Origin of the sequence: Amycolatopsis halotolerans (genome assembly GCF_042647905.1) — a bacterium.
In the GTDB taxonomy this organism is placed as follows: Bacteria; Actinomycetota; Actinomycetes; order Mycobacteriales; family Pseudonocardiaceae; genus Amycolatopsis; species Amycolatopsis halotolerans.
The window spans coordinates 83638-101710 of sequence record NZ_JBHRWI010000011.1 but is presented as its reverse complement, the minus strand read 5'-3'; the positions used below and the strand labels follow the sequence as shown (position 1 = coordinate 101710).

General features: G+C 69.4%; 19 protein-coding genes. 10 read left to right on the top strand and 9 right to left on the bottom strand.

Annotated features, from left to right (window positions below):
• Window positions 1–14: 14 nt before the first annotated feature.
• A complete protein-coding gene (locus tag ACFORO_RS08000) occupies window positions 15–950 on the bottom strand; it encodes a LysR substrate-binding domain-containing protein (protein ID WP_377896510.1) in 936 nt (311 codons plus the stop codon).
• Entirely contained in the window at window positions 926–1879 is a 954-nt protein-coding gene (locus tag ACFORO_RS07995) for a LysR family transcriptional regulator (protein ID WP_377870638.1), read from the bottom strand. Before ACFORO_RS07995 ends, ACFORO_RS08000 begins: the two co-directional genes overlap by 25 nt.
• Window positions 1880–2197: 318 nt before the next feature.
• On the opposite strand from ACFORO_RS07995, the gene ACFORO_RS07990 reads away from it, so the two are divergent.
• From ACFORO_RS07990 to ACFORO_RS07970, 5 genes are all read left to right on the top strand, one after another.
• Window positions 2198–2881 (top strand): tRNA-dependent cyclodipeptide synthase, encoded by a 684-nt coding sequence (locus ACFORO_RS07990; protein WP_354744545.1) that lies wholly within the window; start codon window positions 2198–2200, stop codon window positions 2879–2881.
• Window positions 2878–4560, top strand: coding sequence for a cytosine permease (locus ACFORO_RS07985; RefSeq protein WP_377870639.1), 1683 nt, complete (start codon window positions 2878–2880; stop codon window positions 4558–4560). Before ACFORO_RS07990 ends, ACFORO_RS07985 begins: the two co-directional genes overlap by 4 nt.
• A gap of 11 nt (window positions 4561–4571) precedes the next feature.
• Window positions 4572–5036, top strand: coding sequence for a thioredoxin family protein (locus ACFORO_RS07980; protein ID WP_377870640.1), 465 nt, complete (start codon window positions 4572–4574; stop codon window positions 5034–5036).
• 61 nt (window positions 5037–5097) lie between these two features.
• Window positions 5098–6261 (top strand): S8 family peptidase, encoded by a 1164-nt coding sequence (locus ACFORO_RS07975; RefSeq protein WP_377870641.1) that lies wholly within the window; start codon window positions 5098–5100, stop codon window positions 6259–6261.
• 252 nt (window positions 6262–6513) lie between these two features.
• Window positions 6514–7674 carry an MFS transporter gene (locus ACFORO_RS07970; protein ID WP_377870642.1) on the top strand — a complete coding sequence of 387 codons (1161 nt, stop codon included), beginning with the start codon at window positions 6514–6516 and terminating at the stop codon, window positions 7672–7674.
• A 15-nt stretch (window positions 7675–7689) separates the two neighbouring features.
• On the opposite strand, the gene ACFORO_RS07965 is transcribed toward ACFORO_RS07970, so the two are convergent.
• Window positions 7690–8760, bottom strand: a complete 1071-nt coding sequence (locus ACFORO_RS07965) for a TetR/AcrR family transcriptional regulator (protein WP_377870643.1) — start codon at window positions 8758–8760, stop codon at window positions 7690–7692.
• A gap of 97 nt (window positions 8761–8857) precedes the next feature.
• Here ACFORO_RS07965 and ACFORO_RS07960 point away from each other — a divergent pair, with 97 nt between their 5' ends.
• From ACFORO_RS07960 to ACFORO_RS07945, 4 genes are all read left to right on the top strand, one after another.
• A complete protein-coding gene (locus ACFORO_RS07960) occupies window positions 8858–9994 on the top strand; it encodes a cytochrome P450 (RefSeq protein WP_377870705.1) in 1137 nt (378 codons plus the stop codon).
• 86 nt (window positions 9995–10080) lie between these two features.
• Window positions 10081–10674, top strand: coding sequence for an HdeD family acid-resistance protein (locus tag ACFORO_RS07955; protein WP_377870644.1), 594 nt, complete (start codon window positions 10081–10083; stop codon window positions 10672–10674).
• Between the two features lie 44 nt (window positions 10675–10718).
• Window positions 10719–11270, top strand: coding sequence for a DUF6069 family protein (locus ACFORO_RS07950; RefSeq protein ID WP_377870645.1), 552 nt, complete (start codon window positions 10719–10721; stop codon window positions 11268–11270).
• 94 nt (window positions 11271–11364) lie between these two features.
• On the top strand, window positions 11365–12597 hold the full coding sequence (locus ACFORO_RS07945; RefSeq protein ID WP_377870646.1) for a pentapeptide repeat-containing protein: 1233 nt from the start codon (window positions 11365–11367) through the stop codon (window positions 12595–12597).
• On the opposite strand, the gene ACFORO_RS07940 is transcribed toward ACFORO_RS07945, so the two are convergent.
• The 4 genes from ACFORO_RS07940 to ACFORO_RS07925 form a co-directional block, all read right to left on the bottom strand.
• Window positions 12594–13358, bottom strand: coding sequence for a hypothetical protein (locus tag ACFORO_RS07940; RefSeq protein WP_377870647.1), 765 nt, complete (start codon window positions 13356–13358; stop codon window positions 12594–12596). The two genes, ACFORO_RS07945 and ACFORO_RS07940, sit on opposite strands and share 4 nt — an antisense overlap.
• Window positions 13355–13519 (bottom strand): hypothetical protein, encoded by a 165-nt coding sequence (locus tag ACFORO_RS07935; RefSeq protein WP_354744560.1) that lies wholly within the window; start codon window positions 13517–13519, stop codon window positions 13355–13357. The genes ACFORO_RS07940 and ACFORO_RS07935 overlap by 4 nt, the downstream gene beginning before the upstream one ends.
• 25 nt (window positions 13520–13544) lie before the next feature.
• Window positions 13545–13901, bottom strand: a complete 357-nt coding sequence (locus ACFORO_RS07930; RefSeq protein WP_377870648.1) for an ArsR/SmtB family transcription factor — start codon at window positions 13899–13901, stop codon at window positions 13545–13547.
• A 96-nt stretch (window positions 13902–13997) separates the two neighbouring features.
• The gene (locus ACFORO_RS07925) at window positions 13998–14852 is read right to left on the bottom strand and encodes an NAD(P)H-binding protein (protein ID WP_377870649.1); all 855 of its coding nucleotides are present in this window, start codon (window positions 14850–14852) and stop codon (window positions 13998–14000) included.
• A gap of 87 nt (window positions 14853–14939) precedes the next feature.
• Between ACFORO_RS07925 and ACFORO_RS07920 the strand changes: the two genes are divergently transcribed.
• Window positions 14940–15347 carry a winged helix-turn-helix transcriptional regulator gene (locus ACFORO_RS07920; protein WP_377870650.1) on the top strand — a complete coding sequence of 136 codons (408 nt, stop codon included), beginning with the start codon at window positions 14940–14942 and terminating at the stop codon, window positions 15345–15347.
• A gap of 590 nt (window positions 15348–15937) precedes the next feature.
• Here ACFORO_RS07920 and ACFORO_RS07915 read toward each other — a convergent pair.
• Both ACFORO_RS07915 and ACFORO_RS07910 read right to left on the bottom strand, forming a co-directional pair.
• Window positions 15938–17092 (bottom strand): acyl-CoA dehydrogenase family protein, encoded by a 1155-nt coding sequence (locus tag ACFORO_RS07915; RefSeq protein ID WP_354744570.1) that lies wholly within the window; start codon window positions 17090–17092, stop codon window positions 15938–15940.
• Window positions 17093–17112: 20 nt separating this feature from the next.
• Window positions 17113–17964 (bottom strand): 3-hydroxybutyryl-CoA dehydrogenase, encoded by an 852-nt coding sequence (locus ACFORO_RS07910; RefSeq protein WP_377870651.1) that lies wholly within the window; start codon window positions 17962–17964, stop codon window positions 17113–17115.
• Between the last annotated feature and the right edge of the window lie 109 nt (window positions 17965–18073).

Below are 18073 nucleotides of genomic sequence, written 5' to 3'. Positions count from 1 at the left end.
TCCCCTCACGTACGTCACGTGATGAGCGCGCGAAGGGATTCGGCGTGCGCGCGCGTCATTGCCGCACGGACGCGCGGGACGCAGTCAACGAGCGGCCCGTCGTCTGTCCAGGCCAGCACGAGAGTCGAATTCGTGGCCGCGCAATGCAATGGCCGGTAAGCGGTGTCCGGCATCGGCCTCGTCGGCGGAGCCGTGACGGTCAGAATTCCCGCCCCGTAACCAAAACACAGCACTGCCCATTCGCTGTTGGCGTAGCAGAGCCGCGGATCGGCACCGGCGTCGGCGAAGGCCGCTAGCAGTGCGCGCGTCCGGGGTTGCACTGCTTGGTCGAGAAGAACGCAGCGCTGCCCGGACAGCGCGGCCGGGGTGAGCGAGTCCGGAATGCCGAGCGGATGTCCGGGCGGAATGCCGACCACCAGCGGTTCCGTGGCTACCGACACCCATTCGAGAGGTCGTTCCCGCACGGCGTCCTGACGCAGCAGGCCGAGGTCCAGTTCGTCGCGAAGCAGCGCTTCGGCCAGCTCCGCCGCCGATTCGCCGGCCCGTACCGCCAATCCGGCGCCAGGATTGCGCAGGCCCACCTCGCGGATCAGCCGCGGCAGCACGGGCGTCAGCACCGAACCGATCCGGATCTGCGCCGCGGGGCGCTCCAGCCCGGCGCGAGCGGCGGTCAGCATCCGGTCGAATTGCGGCACCACCGCCGAGGCGTGTTCGAGCAGGAGCTCGCCGGTTTCGGTGAACAGCTTCCCGTCCGGTTCCGCGGCCAGCAGCGCGGCGCCGACCATCCGTTCCAGCCGCCGGATCCGCGGCACGAGTTTGGCCGGGGTGGTCCCGAGCGCGGTCGCCGCGGCGGCCACGCTGCCCGCCTCGGCGACCGCGACCAGCAGCTTCAGCTGCCGCAGCTCGAGGTCCGCGCCAGTGCGGATCAGCTGGTCCGGGCGGTCAGCCACGGCAGTTCCCCCGGAATCGCGCGCGGACCGTCGAAGCCGCCCCGTTCGTCGTGATAGGCGTCCAGGATCAACCCGGCCAGCAGGACCGCCCGCCCCGCGACCGGACTGTCCTCCCGGTACAGCAGGAAGTGGCTGGTCCGTGACCGCAGACCGGGGACCGGGCGGTGCACCACCCCCGGGGCGAGCGGGCGCGAGGCCTGGACGAGCGTGACGTCGCCCTGGTAGCGGACGATCTCGTCGCGCGGGCCGGAGACCGGCACGTAGTGGGCGATCACCGGGGCGAACCCGTACGGGCCGCACACCCGGGCCAGGAACTCGCGGCAGCGGTCCGGCCCGGTCGAGGAGATCCACCGCTCGTGCTCCAGGTCGGCCAGGTCCACCTCGCGGCGGGCGGCGAGCGGATGCCAGTCCGGGAGCATCATCAGCAGCGGGTCCTCGGCGAGGTCGATCCGGCCGGTGTTCGCGGGAAGCGGCACCTCGCACTGTTCGGACAGCACGGCGAGGTCGAGTTCGCCGCGGCCGAACCAGCCGAGCATCTCCGCGGTCGACTCGGCGGTCCGGATCTCCGCCCGGTCGCCGAGCCCGGTCGTCTCCAGCGCGCGGAGCAACGGGCCGGACAGCACGGTTTCCGACCAGCCGACCCGCAACGCGCTGTCGCGCTGGGCGCGGTGCTGCGCGAGAGCGGGCCCGATCCGGGCGGTGCGCGCGAGGATCCCGTCCGCGTAGTCGAGGATCAGCTGCCCGAACGGCGTGGGCCGCACCCCCGCGCGGGCGCGTTCGAACAGCGCCCGGCCGAGCAGTTCCTCGATCCTGCGCAGTTCGCGGCTGAGGGCGGGCTGCGGCAGCACCAGTTCGGTGGCCGCGCGGTTGAGGCTGCCCGCTTTGGCGATCGCCTGGAGGTGGCGCAAATGCTTGAGTTCCAACTCCACGAAAGTCCACGATATGACTCCCGCCGGGACGAGTGCACCGGCGAAAGTGTGGCAATCGCCCGACCAAAGTAGGAAATCCTCTTTCCGAACTGCGGCAGGGCTTCCCTCCCGCAGAAGTTCGTGAGGGGAACCCTCAGGGAATCAGATTCCGTGAGGGTTCCCCTCACGGACCTCCGCATCGCACGGCCGCCGCCGTCCCGCGACGGCATAACCGGCAGGCATTACCCGCGCCGCCCGGATCCCGGCACAGTGAGCGCACCAGACCCGCACCGCCGGGAGAAAACGCGGAATCGAGACGAGAAAAGGTGGAGATTTCCCATGTTCGACGCGACTCCGCTGTCTTCCGGCTGCGCCCGCCTGTATCCGGACGTCCGGCACGCCTGTGTCGGGGTGAGCCCGTTCAACGGCTATTTCACCGCGGAACGGCTGACCCGGCTCGCCGCCTGGACCGCGGACCGCTTCGCCGAGTTCTGCTTTTTCGTCCCGGACGAGGTCACCGCCTACACGCTCGAAGCGCTCGGATACCCGCCGGCCAGGGCGAAACAGAAGGCGCACCGGCAGTCCTGCCACGTGCACAACAAGATCGCCGCCGCGCTGCGCGCGCTGGACGTGCCCGACCCGGAGAGCCGGATCCTCGGCATGGCCCGGCTGCGCGAACTCCCCGCCTATCGGCGGCTGCTGGCGTCGGCGGAAAACCGCTTCGAAACCGACGGCGCATTCCGTTCCGCCTGCTACGGCGCTTCCACCTGGGTCCTGCAGGGCCGGACCGGAAACGTGCCGGACGAGCGGGCGCTGCGGCTCGCGGTGCGCTACTTCCTCGCCGAACTCCCGTTGTTCGCCGGTTCCGGGCTGATCACCGGAAATCCGCGGTCGATGTTCGTCTACCACCAGCGGGTGCCGTTTCTCGAGAAGTTCTTCGACCGGGAATTCGCGTTCCGGCCCGAGCCGGGCCAGGGTTTCCTGGTCGTCGCCGAAGCCGCGCTGGAAGCGACCGGCCGATGAGCGACCGCCACGACGACTATTCGCTGACCCGCGTCCCGGACGCCGCCCGCCGGTCCTGGCCGTCGGTCGCGGTGCAGCGGTTCGGGCAGGTCTCCTCGTTCCAGCAGTTCATCGTCGGCGCGCTGCTCGGCTACGGCATGACGTTCTGGCACGCGGTGCTGGCCATCACGATCGGTTCGGTGCTGCTGGAGGTCATCACCGTGCTGCTCGGCATCGCCGGGGTGCGCGAGGGACTGTCCACGTCGGTGCTCGCCCGCTGGGCCGGGTTCGGCCGGAAGGGCTCCGCGCTGGTCGGCCTGCTGGTCGCGGTCAGCCTCGCGGGCTGGTTCGGCGTGCAGAACGGGGTGTTCGCGCACGGGATGCGCGCGCTCGGCGGCGCGCTGCCGGAATGGGGCTGGGCGCTGGTCGGCGGGGCGGCGATCACCGTGATCACCGTCTACGGCTTCCGCCTGATGGCCTGGACCGCCTACCTCACCGTGCCCGCTTTCCTTGTGCTGGCCGGGTATTCGGTGCTGGACGCGCTGCACACGCACTCGCTCGCGGACCTGGTCGCCGCTCCCCCGCCGGGACCGCCGCTGTCGCTCGGCGCGGCGACCACGCTGGTGTCCGGGGCGTTCATCCTCGGCGCGCTGATGACGCCGGACATGACGCGGTTCAACCGCACCCGCGGCGACGTGGTCAAGCAGACCGTGCTCAGCGTGACGCTCGGCGAGTACCTGATCGGGCTGATCGGCGTGCTGCTCGCGCACGCCGCCGCGACCTCGGACGTCGTCGGCATCGTCACCACCTCCTCAGGGCTGCTCGGCACCCTGGTGCTGGCCACCGCGATCCTCAAGATCAACGACTGGAACCTGTACTCCTCCTCGCTCGGCCTGGTCAACGTCGTGGACGTGCTGTTCGACCGCAAAGTCAGCCGGGTGCGCGTGGTCCTGGTGCTCGGGGTGTTCGGCACCGCCGCGTCCGCGCTGGGGATCGCCGACAATTTCGCCGGGTTCCTCACCGCGGTCGGCGTGCTCGCCCCGCCGGTCGCCGGGGTGCTCATCGCGGAGTACTTCGTGCTTCGCCGGTGCCGTCCCGTTTTCGCCGCCCTGCGCCGCGGGCAGGCGGTCGCCGGTCGCGACTGGGAACCGGCCGCACTCGTCAGCTGGACCCTCGGGACCGCTTTCGCGCTCGTCTTCGACTTCGGGATTCCCACGATCAACTCGGTGGTCGTGGCGTTCGTCTGTCACCTCGCGGCGGGCCTGCTGGCCCGCCGCCGGAACCCGGGAGGAACCGGCATGCTGCCGCTGATCGGCCGCCAAGAGCTGAAAACCGCGATGGACGAGGGCACGGTGATCGTCGTCGACACCATGCCGCCCGACTACTACGCCCGCGAACACCTTCCCGGCGCCCGCAACATCCCCGGCTTCCCCTACGAGCAGGCCGCGCGGTTCACCGACGAGCACGCGCCGGGGGTGGTCCCGGACAAGACCGCGGCGATCGTCGTCTACTGCGCCAACACCCCTTGCCGCAACAGCGAATTCGTCGGCGCCCGGCTGCTCGAACTCGGGTACGCCGACGTCCGCAAGTACCGCGAAGGAATCGAAGACTGGGTCGAAGCCGGGCATTCCACCGAAACCGGCCCCGCCCCCGAAGCCCCGGCGCGCCCGGCGCCGGTGCCGGTCAACCACCCCGAATAGAGGAGAAGAACATGGGAACCAGAATCCGGATGTTCGCGGCCGTCACGGCGATCACGGCGGGAATCCTCGGCGGTGCGGCGGCGACGCCGGCGAGCGCCGCCCCGGCGTCTTACGTTTCGCTGGCCCCGCAGGACGAGACCGTCATCGACGTCACCTCGGCCAACTACGACCAGGTGATGGAGATGTCCAAGACCAAGCCGGTGGTGCTGGACTTCTACGCCAGCTGGTGCGGTCCCTGTCAGAAGATGGCCCCCTACCTGGAGAAATACCACGCCGCCGACAACGGCAAGTGGATCTGGGCGAAGGTGGACCTGAGCGAGCAGGGCCAGAACAAGGAGGTCGCCGACAAGTACGGCATCGAGTACATTCCGACGCTGATCGACGTCTCCAGCGGCCAGGAGAAGGGCAGCCGGGTGGTCGGATTCGACGAGGGCAGCGGCCCCGACGACCTGCGCACCTGGCTGAACGGTCTCTGACATCGACGACCGCCGCCGAGGCTCCCCGAGGTCCCGGCGGCGGTCCCCCGAAGGGATAACCATGAAACGCACCCCGAAAGCCGTCGTGCTGGCGGCGCTTCTCTGTGTCGCGGCCGGCACGGTGGCGCCCGCGGCGGTCGCGGAAGACACCGCGGTGTACATCGTGCGGCTCAAGCCGATGGACAAGGACAAGGACAAGGTCACCGCCGCCGCGAACGCGCTGATCGCCAAGTACGGCGGCACGCTGCGCCGGGTCTACTACTCGGTCTCGCAGGCGTTTTCCCTTTCGCTGACCAAGGAACAGCACGACAAGTACCTGACCGACGCCGCGGTCACCACGGTCGGGGCCAACCAGGTCTACACCGCGGCTGGCACCCAGGACGACCCGCCTTCGTGGGGACAGGACCGGATCGACCAGACGGACCTCCCGCTCGACGGCAGCTACACCTACCCGAACACCGCGGCCAATGTGCACATTTATGTGCTCGACACCGGGGTGCGCACCAGCCACCACGACTTCGACGGCCGCGCGCACGCCGCGTACGACGCGGTCGATCCCGACAACGACCAAAGCGGATCGGACTGCAACGGCCACGGCACGCAAGTCGCGGCCGCCATCGCGGGCCGCCGCTACGGGGTCGCGAAAGAGGCTTCGGTCGAGTCGGTGCGCACTCTCGGCTGCGACGGCACGGGCACGTCCGAGGAGATTCTGTCCGCTTTGGACTGGGTGAACCTCAACGCACAGCGCCCGGCCCTGCTGAACCTCAGCTTCGCCGGTCCGAGCGGCACGGTCCTCGACATCCAGCTCTACAAGATGACCCAGAACGGCCTCGCCTACACCGTCGCCGCGGGCAACGGCGACGGCAGCACCGGGGTGAACGCCTGCGACGTCACACCCGCCCGGCAGACCACCGGGATCACCGTGGGCGCCACCGATCAGGCCGACCGCCGGGTGCCGTCGTCGAATTTCGGCAGCTGCGTGGACCTTTACGCGCCAGGCAAGGACATTCCGACGGCGGACAGCACCGGCGACTGCGCGTCCGCCGTGGTTTCCGGGACGTCGATCGCTTCGGCGGAAGCCGCCGGGGTGGCCGCGATGTTCCTGTCCGCGCACCCGGACGCCACGCCGGACCAGGTGGCCAAGGGCATGACCGACGCGGCCACGAAGGACAAGGTCGTCGATCCCGGCGACGGATCGCACAACCTGCTGCTGCACACCGCATAACCGGTCGCGGCCGGGCCGCCAAAACCACCGCCCAACCCGCTGCAGCACCAATGCCAGGAACTTACGGCGGGCGAGACCAACTGTCCGTGAGGGGAACCCTGAGGGACTCTGAGTCCCTCAGGGTTCCCCTCACGGACAGTTGGCAACGGTCACGGGGTCATCAACCGGGCATTCCGGTTCCTGGCATTGGCTACTGCACACCACACAACCCGCGGCCGGGCCGCGGGCCGCCACGACCCCGAGGACCCCGCCATGGACGTCACGGCACCGCCCGGCCGCACCGCGCTCCCCCTCCCCGCCCTGCTGGCCCTGGCCGCCTCGGTGTTCCTGGGCTGCCTGACCGAGATCGTCCCGGCCGGAATCCTGCTCCCCGCCGCGGCCGACCTCGGCGTTTCCCCGGCCGCCGCGGGACAGCTGGTGACGGTGTACGCGATCACCACCGCGCTCACCGCGCTGCCGCTGACCGCGGCGTCGGCCCGGGTGCCCCGCCGGAAACTCCTGCTCCTGCTGGTCGCCGGGTTCGTGGCGACCAACCTGGCGATCGCGCTGTCCCCATGGTTCGCGCTGGTGCTCGCGGCGCGGGTGGCTTCCGGAGCGCTCACCGGGATTCTGTGGTCCCTCGTGGCGAACTACGCCATGCGCCTCGTGCCCGCGGCGCGTGCTGGCCGCGCGCTCGCCGTCGCGATGGCGGGCACCCCGGTCGGTTTCGCGCTCGGAGTCCCGGCCGGCGCCGCCCTCGGCGAACTCGTCGGCTGGCGCTGGGTGTTCGCCGGAATGGCCCTCGTCGCGGCACCGCTGCTGTGGTGGATCGTGGCGGTGGTTCCGCCGCTGTCCGGCGAGGAACCGGGTGCGCGGACGAGTCTCCGCGCAGTGCTGCGCACGCCGGGGCTGCGCCCGCTGTTGCTTCTGGTGATCGCATTCTCGCTGGCGCACAACATGTTCTACACCTATCTCGGACCGTTCTACGCCGGTCGCGGGCATCTCGCGCTGTTGAGCGCCGGGCTGTTGCTGTTCGGCGCCGCCACGGTGGCCGGGCTGTGGCTGGTCGGACTCGCCCTCGACCGGCATCCCCGCGCCGTGCTCACGTGCTGCGCCGCCGTCACCGCTTGCTGTTTCGGGATACTGGTCTTCGGCGGCCGCGATCCGGTGCTGCTGCTGGCCGCGTGTGCGTTGTGGGGCTTGGCTTTCGGCGGCGCGCCGACGTCGTTCCAAGCGGTCACCGCGGTCCTGGCCGGACGCCGTGCCGACATCGCGCAGTCGCTGACCATCGCCAGCTGGAACGGAGCCGTCGCGGGCGGCGCGCTGATCGGCGGCGTCCTGCTCGGCACGGCGCCCGGCGCACTGCCCTGGACGGCCATCGCGCTGATGGTCGTGCCGGTTTGCCTTTCCCGTTTTGTTCTCCAGCAACGGTGAAACGCCGGTCAGCTTTCAGCGCCCTTCCCCGGATTCGGCGGGCACCGGGCTGGTAGCGGCGGCCTGGCAGGCACCGAAGCCCTCGGCACGCAGCAGAATATGTCCATTGTGGACCCGGATCGCGGTCTCGGTCGCGTCGCTCACCGCCGAAACCCCTGCCGCGGCAGCCACCGCGCCGGTCTCGTCCACGATCACGCGCACGTTCGGCCACGCCGATTCCGGGCACGAGCGCTTCAGCAATCCGCGCAGATCCGCCAGCACCAGATTGGTCAACGGCACCAGCTCCCCCGGCTGACCAGTCACCACCACGAGCGTGACCTCGCCAGCCGCACGCAAGGCCTCCTCCACCGCGGACAACCGGTGCAGCCCGATCACCGCGACCACGCCGTCGCCGTCGATGCGCGCCGGGCGTTCGCGCATAGCGTCGAAAACCTCTGGCGGAGACCAGGATTCCCCTGCCGCCCGCGCTTGCGGCACGATCGGCGGCTCCGGCCAGGTGTCGCTCAGTCCTAGCGTGGGCAACGCTTCGCACGCGCGCACGACATTGAACGGCTCGCCGAAACCGGGTGCCGCGGCCGCGAGCTGACTCGCGCCGTGCAGCATCGTCAGCGCCGCTTCCGCCACCCGCACCAACCGGCCCGACGACGGCGAAAGCCGTTCCAGCGCCAGGCCGAGCACAATCGCGTCGAAGCGCAGCAACTGCGCGTACGGCCGGTGGGTGAGTTCGTCGGCAAGGATTTCCGGCAGCAGGTCGACGCCGAGGCGTGCGTCCAAGTCGGTGGCCAGCGGCAGCCGGGCGACCCACGCGCGGGCGAACGCGCCGAGCGCTTCGGCGGGCGTCAAGCCAGGGTCCGGTTCGGGCGGCTGGGCGGCGAACCGCTCCGCCTCGGCCGCGAGCACGGCGAAGTAGAGCGCGCGTTTGCCAGGGAAGTTGGAGTAGACCGCGCCGCGGGTGAGCTCGGCGCGCTCGGCGATCACGTCGATCTTGGCGTCGCGGAACCCGCGCTCGGTGAACTCGTCGCGAGCGGCGGCCAGCACCTTCGCCCGGTTGCGCTCCTGAGTCTGCGCCCTGGTCAGCCGCGCCATCGTGAGTCCTCCCGGTCCGCTTCCTTGCCAAGATACCGCCACCATTCATATGATGAGATCATCTGAATTACCCATCTGGAGGTTGCTGGTGTCTGCTTTGGCCCCCGTTCCCGAACTCGACCTGACCGATCCGGCCGTCACGAGCGACCCGTTCGCGACTTACGGCGCCGCTCGCGAGCAGGGCCCGCTCGCCAAGCTGACCGGCCCCGGCATCCCGCCGATGTGGGTGCTGACGCGGCACGCCGAAGCCCGCGCGATGCTCACTGACCAGCGGTTCGCCTTGAGCGAGGCCAGTTACCAGCGGCCGGACGTGCCCGAGCACTGCCGTCCTTACCTGCGGACCATGCAGGAAATGGAGGGCGCCGAGCACACCCGGCTGCGCCGTCTCGCCACGCCCGCGTTCGCCGCCCGCCGCGCGCTGGATTTCCGTCCGGAGATCGAGAAAATCGTCGCCCGGTATCTGGACGCGCTGCCTTCGGAAGGCCCGGTCGACCTGCTGACCGAGTTCGCCCAGCCGCTGCCGATGGAGGTCATCTGCGCGCTCGTCGGGGTGCCGGAAGCGCAGCGGCCGCGCTGGCACGAATACGGCGCGGCGGTCGTCCAGGTGTCCGGCGACGAATTCGCCACCGCCGTGCCCGGGATCATCGACAGCTCGCGGACTTTGGTCGCGCATCCCGACAGCGCGATGCTCGCGCATCTGACGGATGCGGGCCTGACGGAAACGGAAGCCGTCGCGTTGGTCTGGCAGCTCGTTCTGGCCGGGCAGACACCGGCGAATTTCATCGCCAATTCCGTGGAAACCCTGCTGGCGCACCCGGATCAGCTCGAACTGCTGCGCACGGAACCGGAACTGTGGCCGGGCGCGGTCGAGGAATTGATGCGCTGGTGCGGTTCGCAGCTGCTGACGATTCCCCGGCGGGCGACCGAGGACCTGGAATTGTGCGGCGTGCGGATCCGCGAGGGCGAGCCGGTGACCGCGTCGATCGCGGCGGCGAACCGGGACCCGCGCGTCTTCGAAGATCCGGACCGCTTCGACGTGCGCCGTTCGGCGGGCGCGCACCTCGGTTTCGCGCACGGGCCGCATTTCTGCCTCGGTGCGTCGTTCGCGCGGGTGCAGGCGGAGGCGGCGCTGACCGCGTTGCTGGACCGGTTCGCCGGACTGCGTGTCCTCGAGGCGAAGCGGGTACCCGACCCCGGAACCTGGCGGCTCGCCGGACTGACCGTCGATTGGTAACGCCCTCGATCGGGTGAGGTCCCGGCGACGGCGCCCAGGTCCGGCTACCGTTTCGCCAGGTCAGCACGACACCCAGGGAGGCATCCATGTCCACGCCCATTCCGCCCGTCCTCGGTTTCGCGGTGCTCGACCCGCGGCGCGCGTGGCCGCTCGTGCTCACGCGCGGGATCCTGGGCGTCCTGTTCGGCGTGCTCGCGCTGGTGTGGCCGGGGATCACCGTGCTGGCGCTGGCTTTCCTGTTCGGGATCTACGTGCTGATCGACGCGGTCGGCGCGATCATGCAGGCGTTCCGGCCGGGCGACGGCGCGCACCGGATCGCGTACGCGCTGCTCGCTGTGCTGGGCCTGGTCGCCGGGATCATGACGCTCGTGTGGCCCGGGGTGACCGTGCTGGTGCTGGCGACGCTCGTCGGGGCGTGGGCGGTGGTCACCGGGATCATGGAAATCGTCGCCGCGATCCGGCTGCGCAAGCAGATCACCGGCGAGGCGTTTCTCATCGTGGCGGGCGCGCTTTCGGTGATCGCCGGGGTGCTCGTGCTGTTCCACCCGATCGCCGGGGCCTTCGGCGTCGCGCTGCTGATCGGGATTTACGCGGTCATTTACGGGGTAACCCTGGTGGTCCTGTCGTTCCGGTTGCGTTCGCTGGCGAAATCCGCAGACCCAGCGAATCAGCCGAACTAGCGGGACAATCGGCAGCGACCGGTTTTGCGACGGAGGGACCACCGATGGCGCAGCACTACCCCGGCGATTACGGGGAGGACACCCGGCCAGGCATCGACGCGGCGAGGCTGTGGGCGGGCGGTGTGGCCACCGCGGTAGTCGCGGCGCTCGTGGCGGTGGTCGGCCTGCTGATCGCGCGAGGGATTTTCGACGTGCCCGTCCTGGCCCCGAAAGGCGATGGCCTGTGGGGCAAGGCGAGCACGCCGACGTACGCGATCTCCGCCGCTGCTGTCGCGCTGCTGGCGACGGGGCTGATGCACCTGCTGAGCGTGGCGACACCCGCGCCGGGCCAGTTCTTCGGCTGGATCATGGTGCTGGTCACGGCCATCGCGGTGGTCCTGCCGCTCACCCTGACGGTGGGCATGGAGGCGAAGATCGCCACGGCGGCGATCAACCTGGTGATCGGCTTGGTGATCGCTTCCCTGGTGAGCAGCATGGCGGCCAGTGCCCGGACGTTGCACCGGCGGAAGCGGAGCAGCCGGGCGGAGCAGCAGCCGCCCCCGCCTCCGCCTACGCGGCAGTGGCCGGAGGGGCCGACTACGTATTACGACCGCTGAGTCGTTCCGGGGTCTCGCGAACCATCCGGACGGCGGAGCGGGTTCCACCCCGATTGCCGCTTTCTTCCGTCGGCTGAAGGCTGATCATGGAGGAATGGCCGGCCCCGCCCCGAACGACTCCCGCACCGACGGCGTCCTCTCCAGCCGGACGATCCTGGTCTGCGCGGTAGCAGTGGCCGCGGTCGCGGCGGGCGCGTGCTGGATTCTCTTCGCCTGGTACGGACACGGCACCGAAGCGGACCGCATCCGGCTGGACGGAATCCGGACAGTGGGCACGATCGTGGTGGGCACCGGCGGCGCACTGGCGCTCCTGCTCGCCGCCCGTCGTCAGCAGACCGCCGAACGGGACCTCGCGACCAAACGCGCGGAATTGCGCTTGCGCGAGCAGGCGAATGACGATGCCCGCCACGACGCGACCGAACGGCGGATCAGCGAGCTCTACCTCAAGGCCGTCGAGCAACTCGGAGCCGGGAAGGCTCCGGTACGGCTGGCCGGGCTGTACGCGCTGGACCGCCTGGCCCAGGAAAACCCGCGGCTGCGCCCGACGATCGCCAACGTGCTGAGCGCCTACCTGCGCATGCCGTACGACCTTCCGGTCGACAGTGCCGACCCGCAACCGCGGCAGGAACGCGAGGTCCGGCTCACCGCGCAACGGCTGCTGGTCCAGCACCTCGTACCCGATGCCCCGCAGGAACTGTTCTGGAGCGGGGTGGAACTCGATCTTTCGGGTGCGGTGCTGTTCGACTTCACTTTGAACAGCGCCGCGCTGCACAACGCCCGCTTCGCCGGCGCCCGCTTCATCGGCGACGCCTGGTTTCACGAGGTCACGTTCACCGGCACGACTCGCTTCGACGACGCTGTCTTCGAGAACGACGCCTGGTTCGTCCGAGCCACCTTCTCCGGCAGCGCCGATCTCGGGCACACCGTCTTCCGTGGCGAAGCACGCTTCGAGGACACCGAATTCGTCGGGACCATCATGTTCCGCCACGCGAAGTTCGAGCAAGCCGCGCGATTCGACCATGCGCTGCTCCGCGGCGTCGCCCGTTTCAGCGGTGCGGAATTCGAACGCAGTGCGAGGTTCGACGGGGCTGGTTTCATGACCGCACCGGTGTTCGACGACGAGGCCGCGACCCAGAGCGCGTACTTCGACCGCGCCCGTTTCGGGAAGGAGGCGTGGTTCGACCAGGTGAGCTTCACGAACTACACCACCTTCGAAAACGCCAACTTCGACGGTGACGTGGGTTTCGACGGCACCACCCTCAACGGCGCGTCTTACCGACCTCCGCAGCTCCAGTCCGACCGGCTCAGCCTCGAGGACACCGTCTAGCGCCGCCGAGGCTGCCGAACCGCCTCCGTTATCGCGTCCAGCACCCGGGTGGCCACGTCCGGATCCGACAGCTCCGGCAACGGCCGATCCACCGGCGCGAGCGTCGTCAACGCGTGCGCGCAAGCCCGGTGCACGTCCAGATGGTCCATCGGGTCGGACACGCCCAGCCCCCGCCGCAGGGCCGCGAACAGCCCCGGCAGCGGCAGCAGCCTCGCGCACCGATCCGGCGGCATCAGCGCGGAACCCCCGAACTCCCCCACCACGTCGACCACCACCGTCGCGTTCCGGGCGACTTCCGGCAGCGGGAACCCGGCCGCGTCGTCTCGCCGCCAGGCCACCACCTCGCCCACCCCGGACGCCACCAGAAGCGGTACCAGCAACGGCATCGTGTCCGAACCGGCTACCACCACTTTCGCGTCGAACGGCGCGACGTGCAGCCGTCGCGAGCGGATCAGCACTGCTGCGGTCAGCACGATCCCGGCGGTTTCTTCCTCGGTGACGACTGGAACAGTCAAGGCGAGTTCCCGTTGCGCCGCACGCGCTTTCGCCGGTTCCGCCCCGGTCAGGTACACCGCCGCGACCTCGTCCGGCAGCGAGCGCAAGGCGGCCGCCAGTTCCGCCGCGTCCCTCGACCGCACGGTGAACGCCGACGTCGGCACGCCGGTGTGCTCCCGGATCGCCCGCGCGTCCTCCTGCGGCCGCGACACCCCGGCCGACGCGCCGTCCCCGACTATCGCCAGTTCAGGGTGCGCCCAGCTCATCGGCCGGACTCGCCGAGGTCGATGTCGTTCTGCTGCGCGATTTCCCGCAGTTCGGCCAATCTCTCGCGGTGGCCCTCCGCCTCGTCCTCGCCGGCGTGCTCCAGCGCCCGCTGCGCCGCCGCGATGCCCCGCTTCAGTTCCCGCACGAATTCGCTCGTCACATCGCCTCCGGTCGGATCGTCCGTCTCAGCTCTCCGGGGAACGCGGGCCGCCCGCGTGCGCGGTGCGCAGGTCGTCGAGCAGCTCGGCCTGACCCGACAGCACGCCGGTCAGGATCTCGCGCGCGACCGCCAGCAGCTCCGCGACCTGCGGGCTGGTCAGCGAGTAATAGACGCTCGACCCTTCCTTGCGCGTGGTGACCAGCCCCATCCGCCGCAGCACCGCGAGCTGCTGCGACAGGTTCGCCGGCTCGATCCCGACCTCCGGCAGCATCTCCGCGACGGCGTGCTCGCGCTGCGACAACAGCTCCAGCACCCGGATCCGCGCCGGATGGCCGAGCGTCTTGAAGAACTCGGCTTTCAGCTGGTAGAGCGGTCTGCTCACGATGCCGCCTCCGGGTCTCGCCTTCCCGCGCCGGAGGGAAGGGTTCAGCAATTGCAAATATTAGCAATTGCCGAACCAGTTAGACACCGGGCCTCCTCAACGCTCTGCGGGACCGAACTCGGCCGCGTGATCGGCCACCCACTGGGCGAAAGTCCGCGCCGGGACCCCGGTGACGTCCTCCACCGTCGTCGTCGGCCGGTCAGGTTCGCGACCGGCCAAGCGGGCGAACGCGTCGAGCATGGCGTCCGCGTACTTCGCCGGGATCCGCTCGAGCAGGAGTTCGCGCGCGGCCTCCCGGGACACCTCCTCCCAGCGGGTCTGGCGGCCGATCACCTCCCCGATCACCCGGACCTGCTCGACCTGCGTGAGCGCGGCGGCGCCGGTGAGGTCGTACTTGGCGCCGACGTGCCCGTCGGAAGTCAGCGCGGTCACCGCGACCGCCGCCATGTCGGCCTCGTGGATGAGCGTCGAGTACACCGGGCCGTAAGCCCCCCGAACGACGCCGTCCTCGCGAACCTGCGACGCCCAGCCGAGCGTGTTGGCCGCGAAGCCGTGCGGTTGAAGGAACGTCCACTCCAGACTCGTGCGCTCGATCGCCTTCTCCACCGAGCGATGGACCTGGCTGATCGCGTCGTCCGAGTCACTGCGCGCCGCGGCCGACGACAACAGCACCAACCGACGAGCGCTTCCGGCGATCGTGTCCGCGATCTCCTGGGCCGGATCGGCGGAAATCAGCGGCCACATCAAGAATACCGAGTCCACGCCCCGCAACGCGGCGCGCAGACTGTCCACATCAGACAGATCACCGGGAACGACCTCAACGCCGCCGGGCAGATTGGCCTGTTCCGGCCGCCGAGCCAACGCGCGCACGGGAAGGCCGCGCTCAGTCAGCTGAACAACCACCTGACGGCCGACGTTGCCGGTGGCGCCGAGCACCAGAGTCATGGTCATGGGAGTACCTCCTTGTGTCGCAATGAGGCTCACCGTAGGTTTTGGGCTATCCTTTCGTAAGTACGAACCGCGAGGTAAGCTCCCGACATGGGAGTAGGCATCGAGGCAGGACGCCGCGCCGCCGCGGACCCGGGTGACGCATTCAACAGCGACTGCCCCGGCCGAGAGGTGTTCAACCACGTGTGCAGCCGCTGGGGCATGCTGCTCCTGCTCTCGCTGCGCGATCGACCGGCGCGCTTCTACGAACTGCGCGACACCATCGGCGGGATCAGCGAGAAGATGCTCTCGCAGAACCTCCGCACCCTGACCCGGGATGGGTTGATCCACCGTGCGGTGGAGCCCGCTACGCCGCCTAAGGTGACGTACTCGCTCACCGAACTTGGCCAGGAGCTCACGACGCCGTTGCAGGGGCTGCTCGATTGGGTCGGTGCGCGGACGATTGATGTGGTCAAGGCGCAGCGGCGGCATGATCGGCAGCACAAACCCGCGTCCTGAACGAGGCAACCCCAGCAGGCAGTAACGGTCGGTCCGGAACAGCGAACCCTGTATGTAACAGCCTCGGTGTTCCATCCGATTTATGTGATATGGCTGGGCCAAATGGCGGAAAAGGGCAACGATCGCAGTCTGGAACCAAGGCTGCCGCAAGGATTGTTGCACGCCTTGAGGCAGATGTCGCAGCTCACGTCGCGCGTTATGGCACCAAACGTCGCCGCAAGCCGGGCCCCTTCCCCGCAGAGGCTCGCCAACACGAACGTGATCTCGAAGAGGCCCTTCGGGCTGTCATCCGGGTTTTCGAACGGAATCCGGCCCATTCCGTTCGGCAAAACGGTGTCCGCGCTCGTGCCTGGGCAACAATCCACCGGCTGCGCGGCACAAAGCCGAGGCTATTCGCTCCGGGCAAGGACAGGGCGAAGAAACGGATCAGCGGGCCGCTGTACCCGATGCGCCATGTACAGATTGTCAGCGGCGGACACCCGGGCTTGGGGAAGCGCGCCTGACCCCTCAGACGGCCTGGCACTCATGACAGCCTCGACGAGGCTCGATCATGAGCAGCCAGAACCGCCCGGACTACCGGATCAAGAACCTCAGCCCTTCAAAAGCTGCCGAGCCATCACGAGCCGCTGGATCTGGTTCGTGCCCTCGTAGATCTGGGTGATCTTCGCGTCCCGCATCATGCGCTCCAGCGGGAAGTCCCGCGTGTACCCGTACCCGCCAAGCAGCTGGACCGCGTCCGTGGTCACGCTCATCGCCACATCCGAGGCGTGGCACTTCGCCGCCGCGCCGAAGAACGACAGGTCGGCATCCCCGCGTTCGGACTTCGCCGCCGCGGTGTACACCATCTGGCGCGCCGTCTCGACTGCCATCGCCATGTCCGCCAGCATGAACTGGATTCCCTGGAAGTCCGCGATGTGCTTGCCGAACTGCTTGCGCTCCTTGACATACGCCAGCGCGTGGTCCAGCGCGCCCTGGGCGATCCCGACAGCCTGCGCGGCGATCGTCACGCGGGTGTGGTCGAGCGTCCGCAGGGCGATCTTCAGGCCCTGACCCGGCTCTCCGACCATCCGGTCACCGGGAATGCGCACCTGGTCGAACAGCAGCTCACGCGTCGGCGAGCCCTTGACGCCCAGTTTCTTTTCCTTGGCACCGAAAGAAAAACCAGCGTCGGACTTTTCCACCACGAACGCGCTCACGTTGGCGCCGCGGCGGCCGTCCGGGTCGGTTACCGCCAGCACCGTGTAGTACTCCGACACGCCGGCGTTGGTGATCCACGACTTCTGTCCATTGAGGATCCAGTCGTCGCCGGAAGGGGTGGCGCGGCACCGCATCGAGGCGGTGTCCGAGCCTGCGTCGCGTTCGGACAGTCCATAGGAGAATCCGGCCTCGCCCGAAGCCAGCGGCGGCAGGTATTTCGCCTTGACGTCCTCGTTCGCGGCCAGGATCAGCGGCAGGCTGCCGAGTTTGTTCACCGCGGGAATGAGCGAGGACGACGCGCACACTCGCGCCACTTCCTCGATCACGATGCAAGTGGCCAGAGCGTCGGCACCGGCGCCGCCGTACTGCTCCGGCACGTGCGGGGCGTGGAAGTCCGACGCGACCAGTGCGTCGTAGGACGCCTTGGGGAATTCTTCGCGCTCGTCGGCCTCGGCGGCGTGCGGGGCGATCTGCTCTTCGGCGACCGCGCGGACGGCCTCGCGGATCGCTTCGTGGTCTTCGTTGATTTTGAACAGGTCGAAACTCATCGGGATCTCCTCGCCGGAACTCAGTAGGTGTAGAAGCCGCGGCCGGTCTTGCGGCCCAGCAGGCCCGCGTCGACCATCCGGGCCAGCAGCGGCGGCGGCGCGTACAGCGGCTCCTTGAACTCCTCGTACAGCGATTCCGCGACCGCCTTCGTGGTGTCGAGCCCGATCAGGTCGGCCAGCGCGAGCGGGCCCTGCGGGTGCGCGGCGCCGCGCACGAGGCCCTCGTCGATCGCTTCCTTCGTCGCGAAGCCCGACTCCAGCATGCGCACGGCGGCGAGGATGAACGGGATCAGCAGCGCGTTCACCACGAACCCGGCCCGGTCCTGGCACAGGATCGCGTGCTTGCCGAGCGTCTCCTCGGCGAACTTCCGCGCGCGGTCGGTGGTCTCGTCGCCGGTGAGCAGGCTCGGCACCAGCTCGACCAGCGGCAGCACCGGGACCGGGTTGAAGAAGTGGATGCCGAGCACCTGCGCCGGCCGCTGAGTCGCGGTGCCGAGCTTCATGATCGGGATCGAGGACGTGTTGGACGCCAGCACCGCGTCCGGCGCGGCGACGATCTTGTCCAGCTTCTTGAACAGCTCCGCCTTGACCGCCTCGTTCTCCACGATCGCCTCGACGACGAGCGTGCGGTCGGCCAGGTCGTCGAGGTTCTCGGTGATCCGGATCCGCCCCAGCACGTCGGCCGCGGACGCGATCTTCCCCTTGCGCTCGGCCCGGGCCAGCGAGGCTTCGAGCCGCGCCCGGCCCGCGTCGGCGGCGGCCTGGCTCGACTCGACCGCCACGACGTCCAGCCCGGCCCGGGCGCACACCTCGGCGATCCCCGCCCCCATCTGGCCGCAGCCGACCACGCCGACGAGCTCCACGTGCCTCACCCATCCCTCCGGTACTTGGTTTCATGATGACGGTACTCAGTACCGACGGGTAGGCCAGGGCGGGGTGGCCCACCTCACCCTGCTCGCTCGGGCCGGCAGGCGATTAGGC

What these genes read in the sequence shown, in the direction of transcription:
- ACFORO_RS07990 (WP_354744545.1), top strand. Translation starts at nt 2,198, where the DNA reads ATGTTCGACGCGACTCCGCTGTCTTCCGGCTGCGCCCGCCTGTATCCG.
- ACFORO_RS07985 (WP_377870639.1), top strand. Translation starts at nt 2,878, where the DNA reads ATGAGCGACCGCCACGACGACTATTCGCTGACCCGCGTCCCGGACGCC.
- ACFORO_RS07980 (WP_377870640.1), top strand. Translation starts at nt 4,572, where the DNA reads ATGGGAACCAGAATCCGGATGTTCGCGGCCGTCACGGCGATCACGGCG.
- ACFORO_RS07975 (WP_377870641.1), top strand. Translation starts at nt 5,098, where the DNA reads ATGAAACGCACCCCGAAAGCCGTCGTGCTGGCGGCGCTTCTCTGTGTC.
- ACFORO_RS07970 (WP_377870642.1), top strand. Translation starts at nt 6,514, where the DNA reads ATGGACGTCACGGCACCGCCCGGCCGCACCGCGCTCCCCCTCCCCGCC.
- ACFORO_RS07965 (WP_377870643.1), bottom strand. Translation starts at nt 8,760, where the DNA reads ATGGCGCGGCTGACCAGGGCGCAGACTCAGGAGCGCAACCGGGCGAAG.
- ACFORO_RS07955 (WP_377870644.1), top strand. Translation starts at nt 10,081, where the DNA reads ATGTCCACGCCCATTCCGCCCGTCCTCGGTTTCGCGGTGCTCGACCCG.
- ACFORO_RS07950 (WP_377870645.1), top strand. Translation starts at nt 10,719, where the DNA reads ATGGCGCAGCACTACCCCGGCGATTACGGGGAGGACACCCGGCCAGGC.
- ACFORO_RS07945 (WP_377870646.1), top strand. Translation starts at nt 11,365, where the DNA reads ATGGCCGGCCCCGCCCCGAACGACTCCCGCACCGACGGCGTCCTCTCC.
- ACFORO_RS07940 (WP_377870647.1), bottom strand. Translation starts at nt 13,358, where the DNA reads ATGAGCTGGGCGCACCCTGAACTGGCGATAGTCGGGGACGGCGCGTCG.
- ACFORO_RS07925 (WP_377870649.1), bottom strand. Translation starts at nt 14,852, where the DNA reads ATGACCATGACTCTGGTGCTCGGCGCCACCGGCAACGTCGGCCGTCAG.
- ACFORO_RS07920 (WP_377870650.1), top strand. Translation starts at nt 14,940, where the DNA reads ATGGGAGTAGGCATCGAGGCAGGACGCCGCGCCGCCGCGGACCCGGGT.
- ACFORO_RS07915 (WP_354744570.1), bottom strand. Translation starts at nt 17,092, where the DNA reads ATGAGTTTCGACCTGTTCAAAATCAACGAAGACCACGAAGCGATCCGC.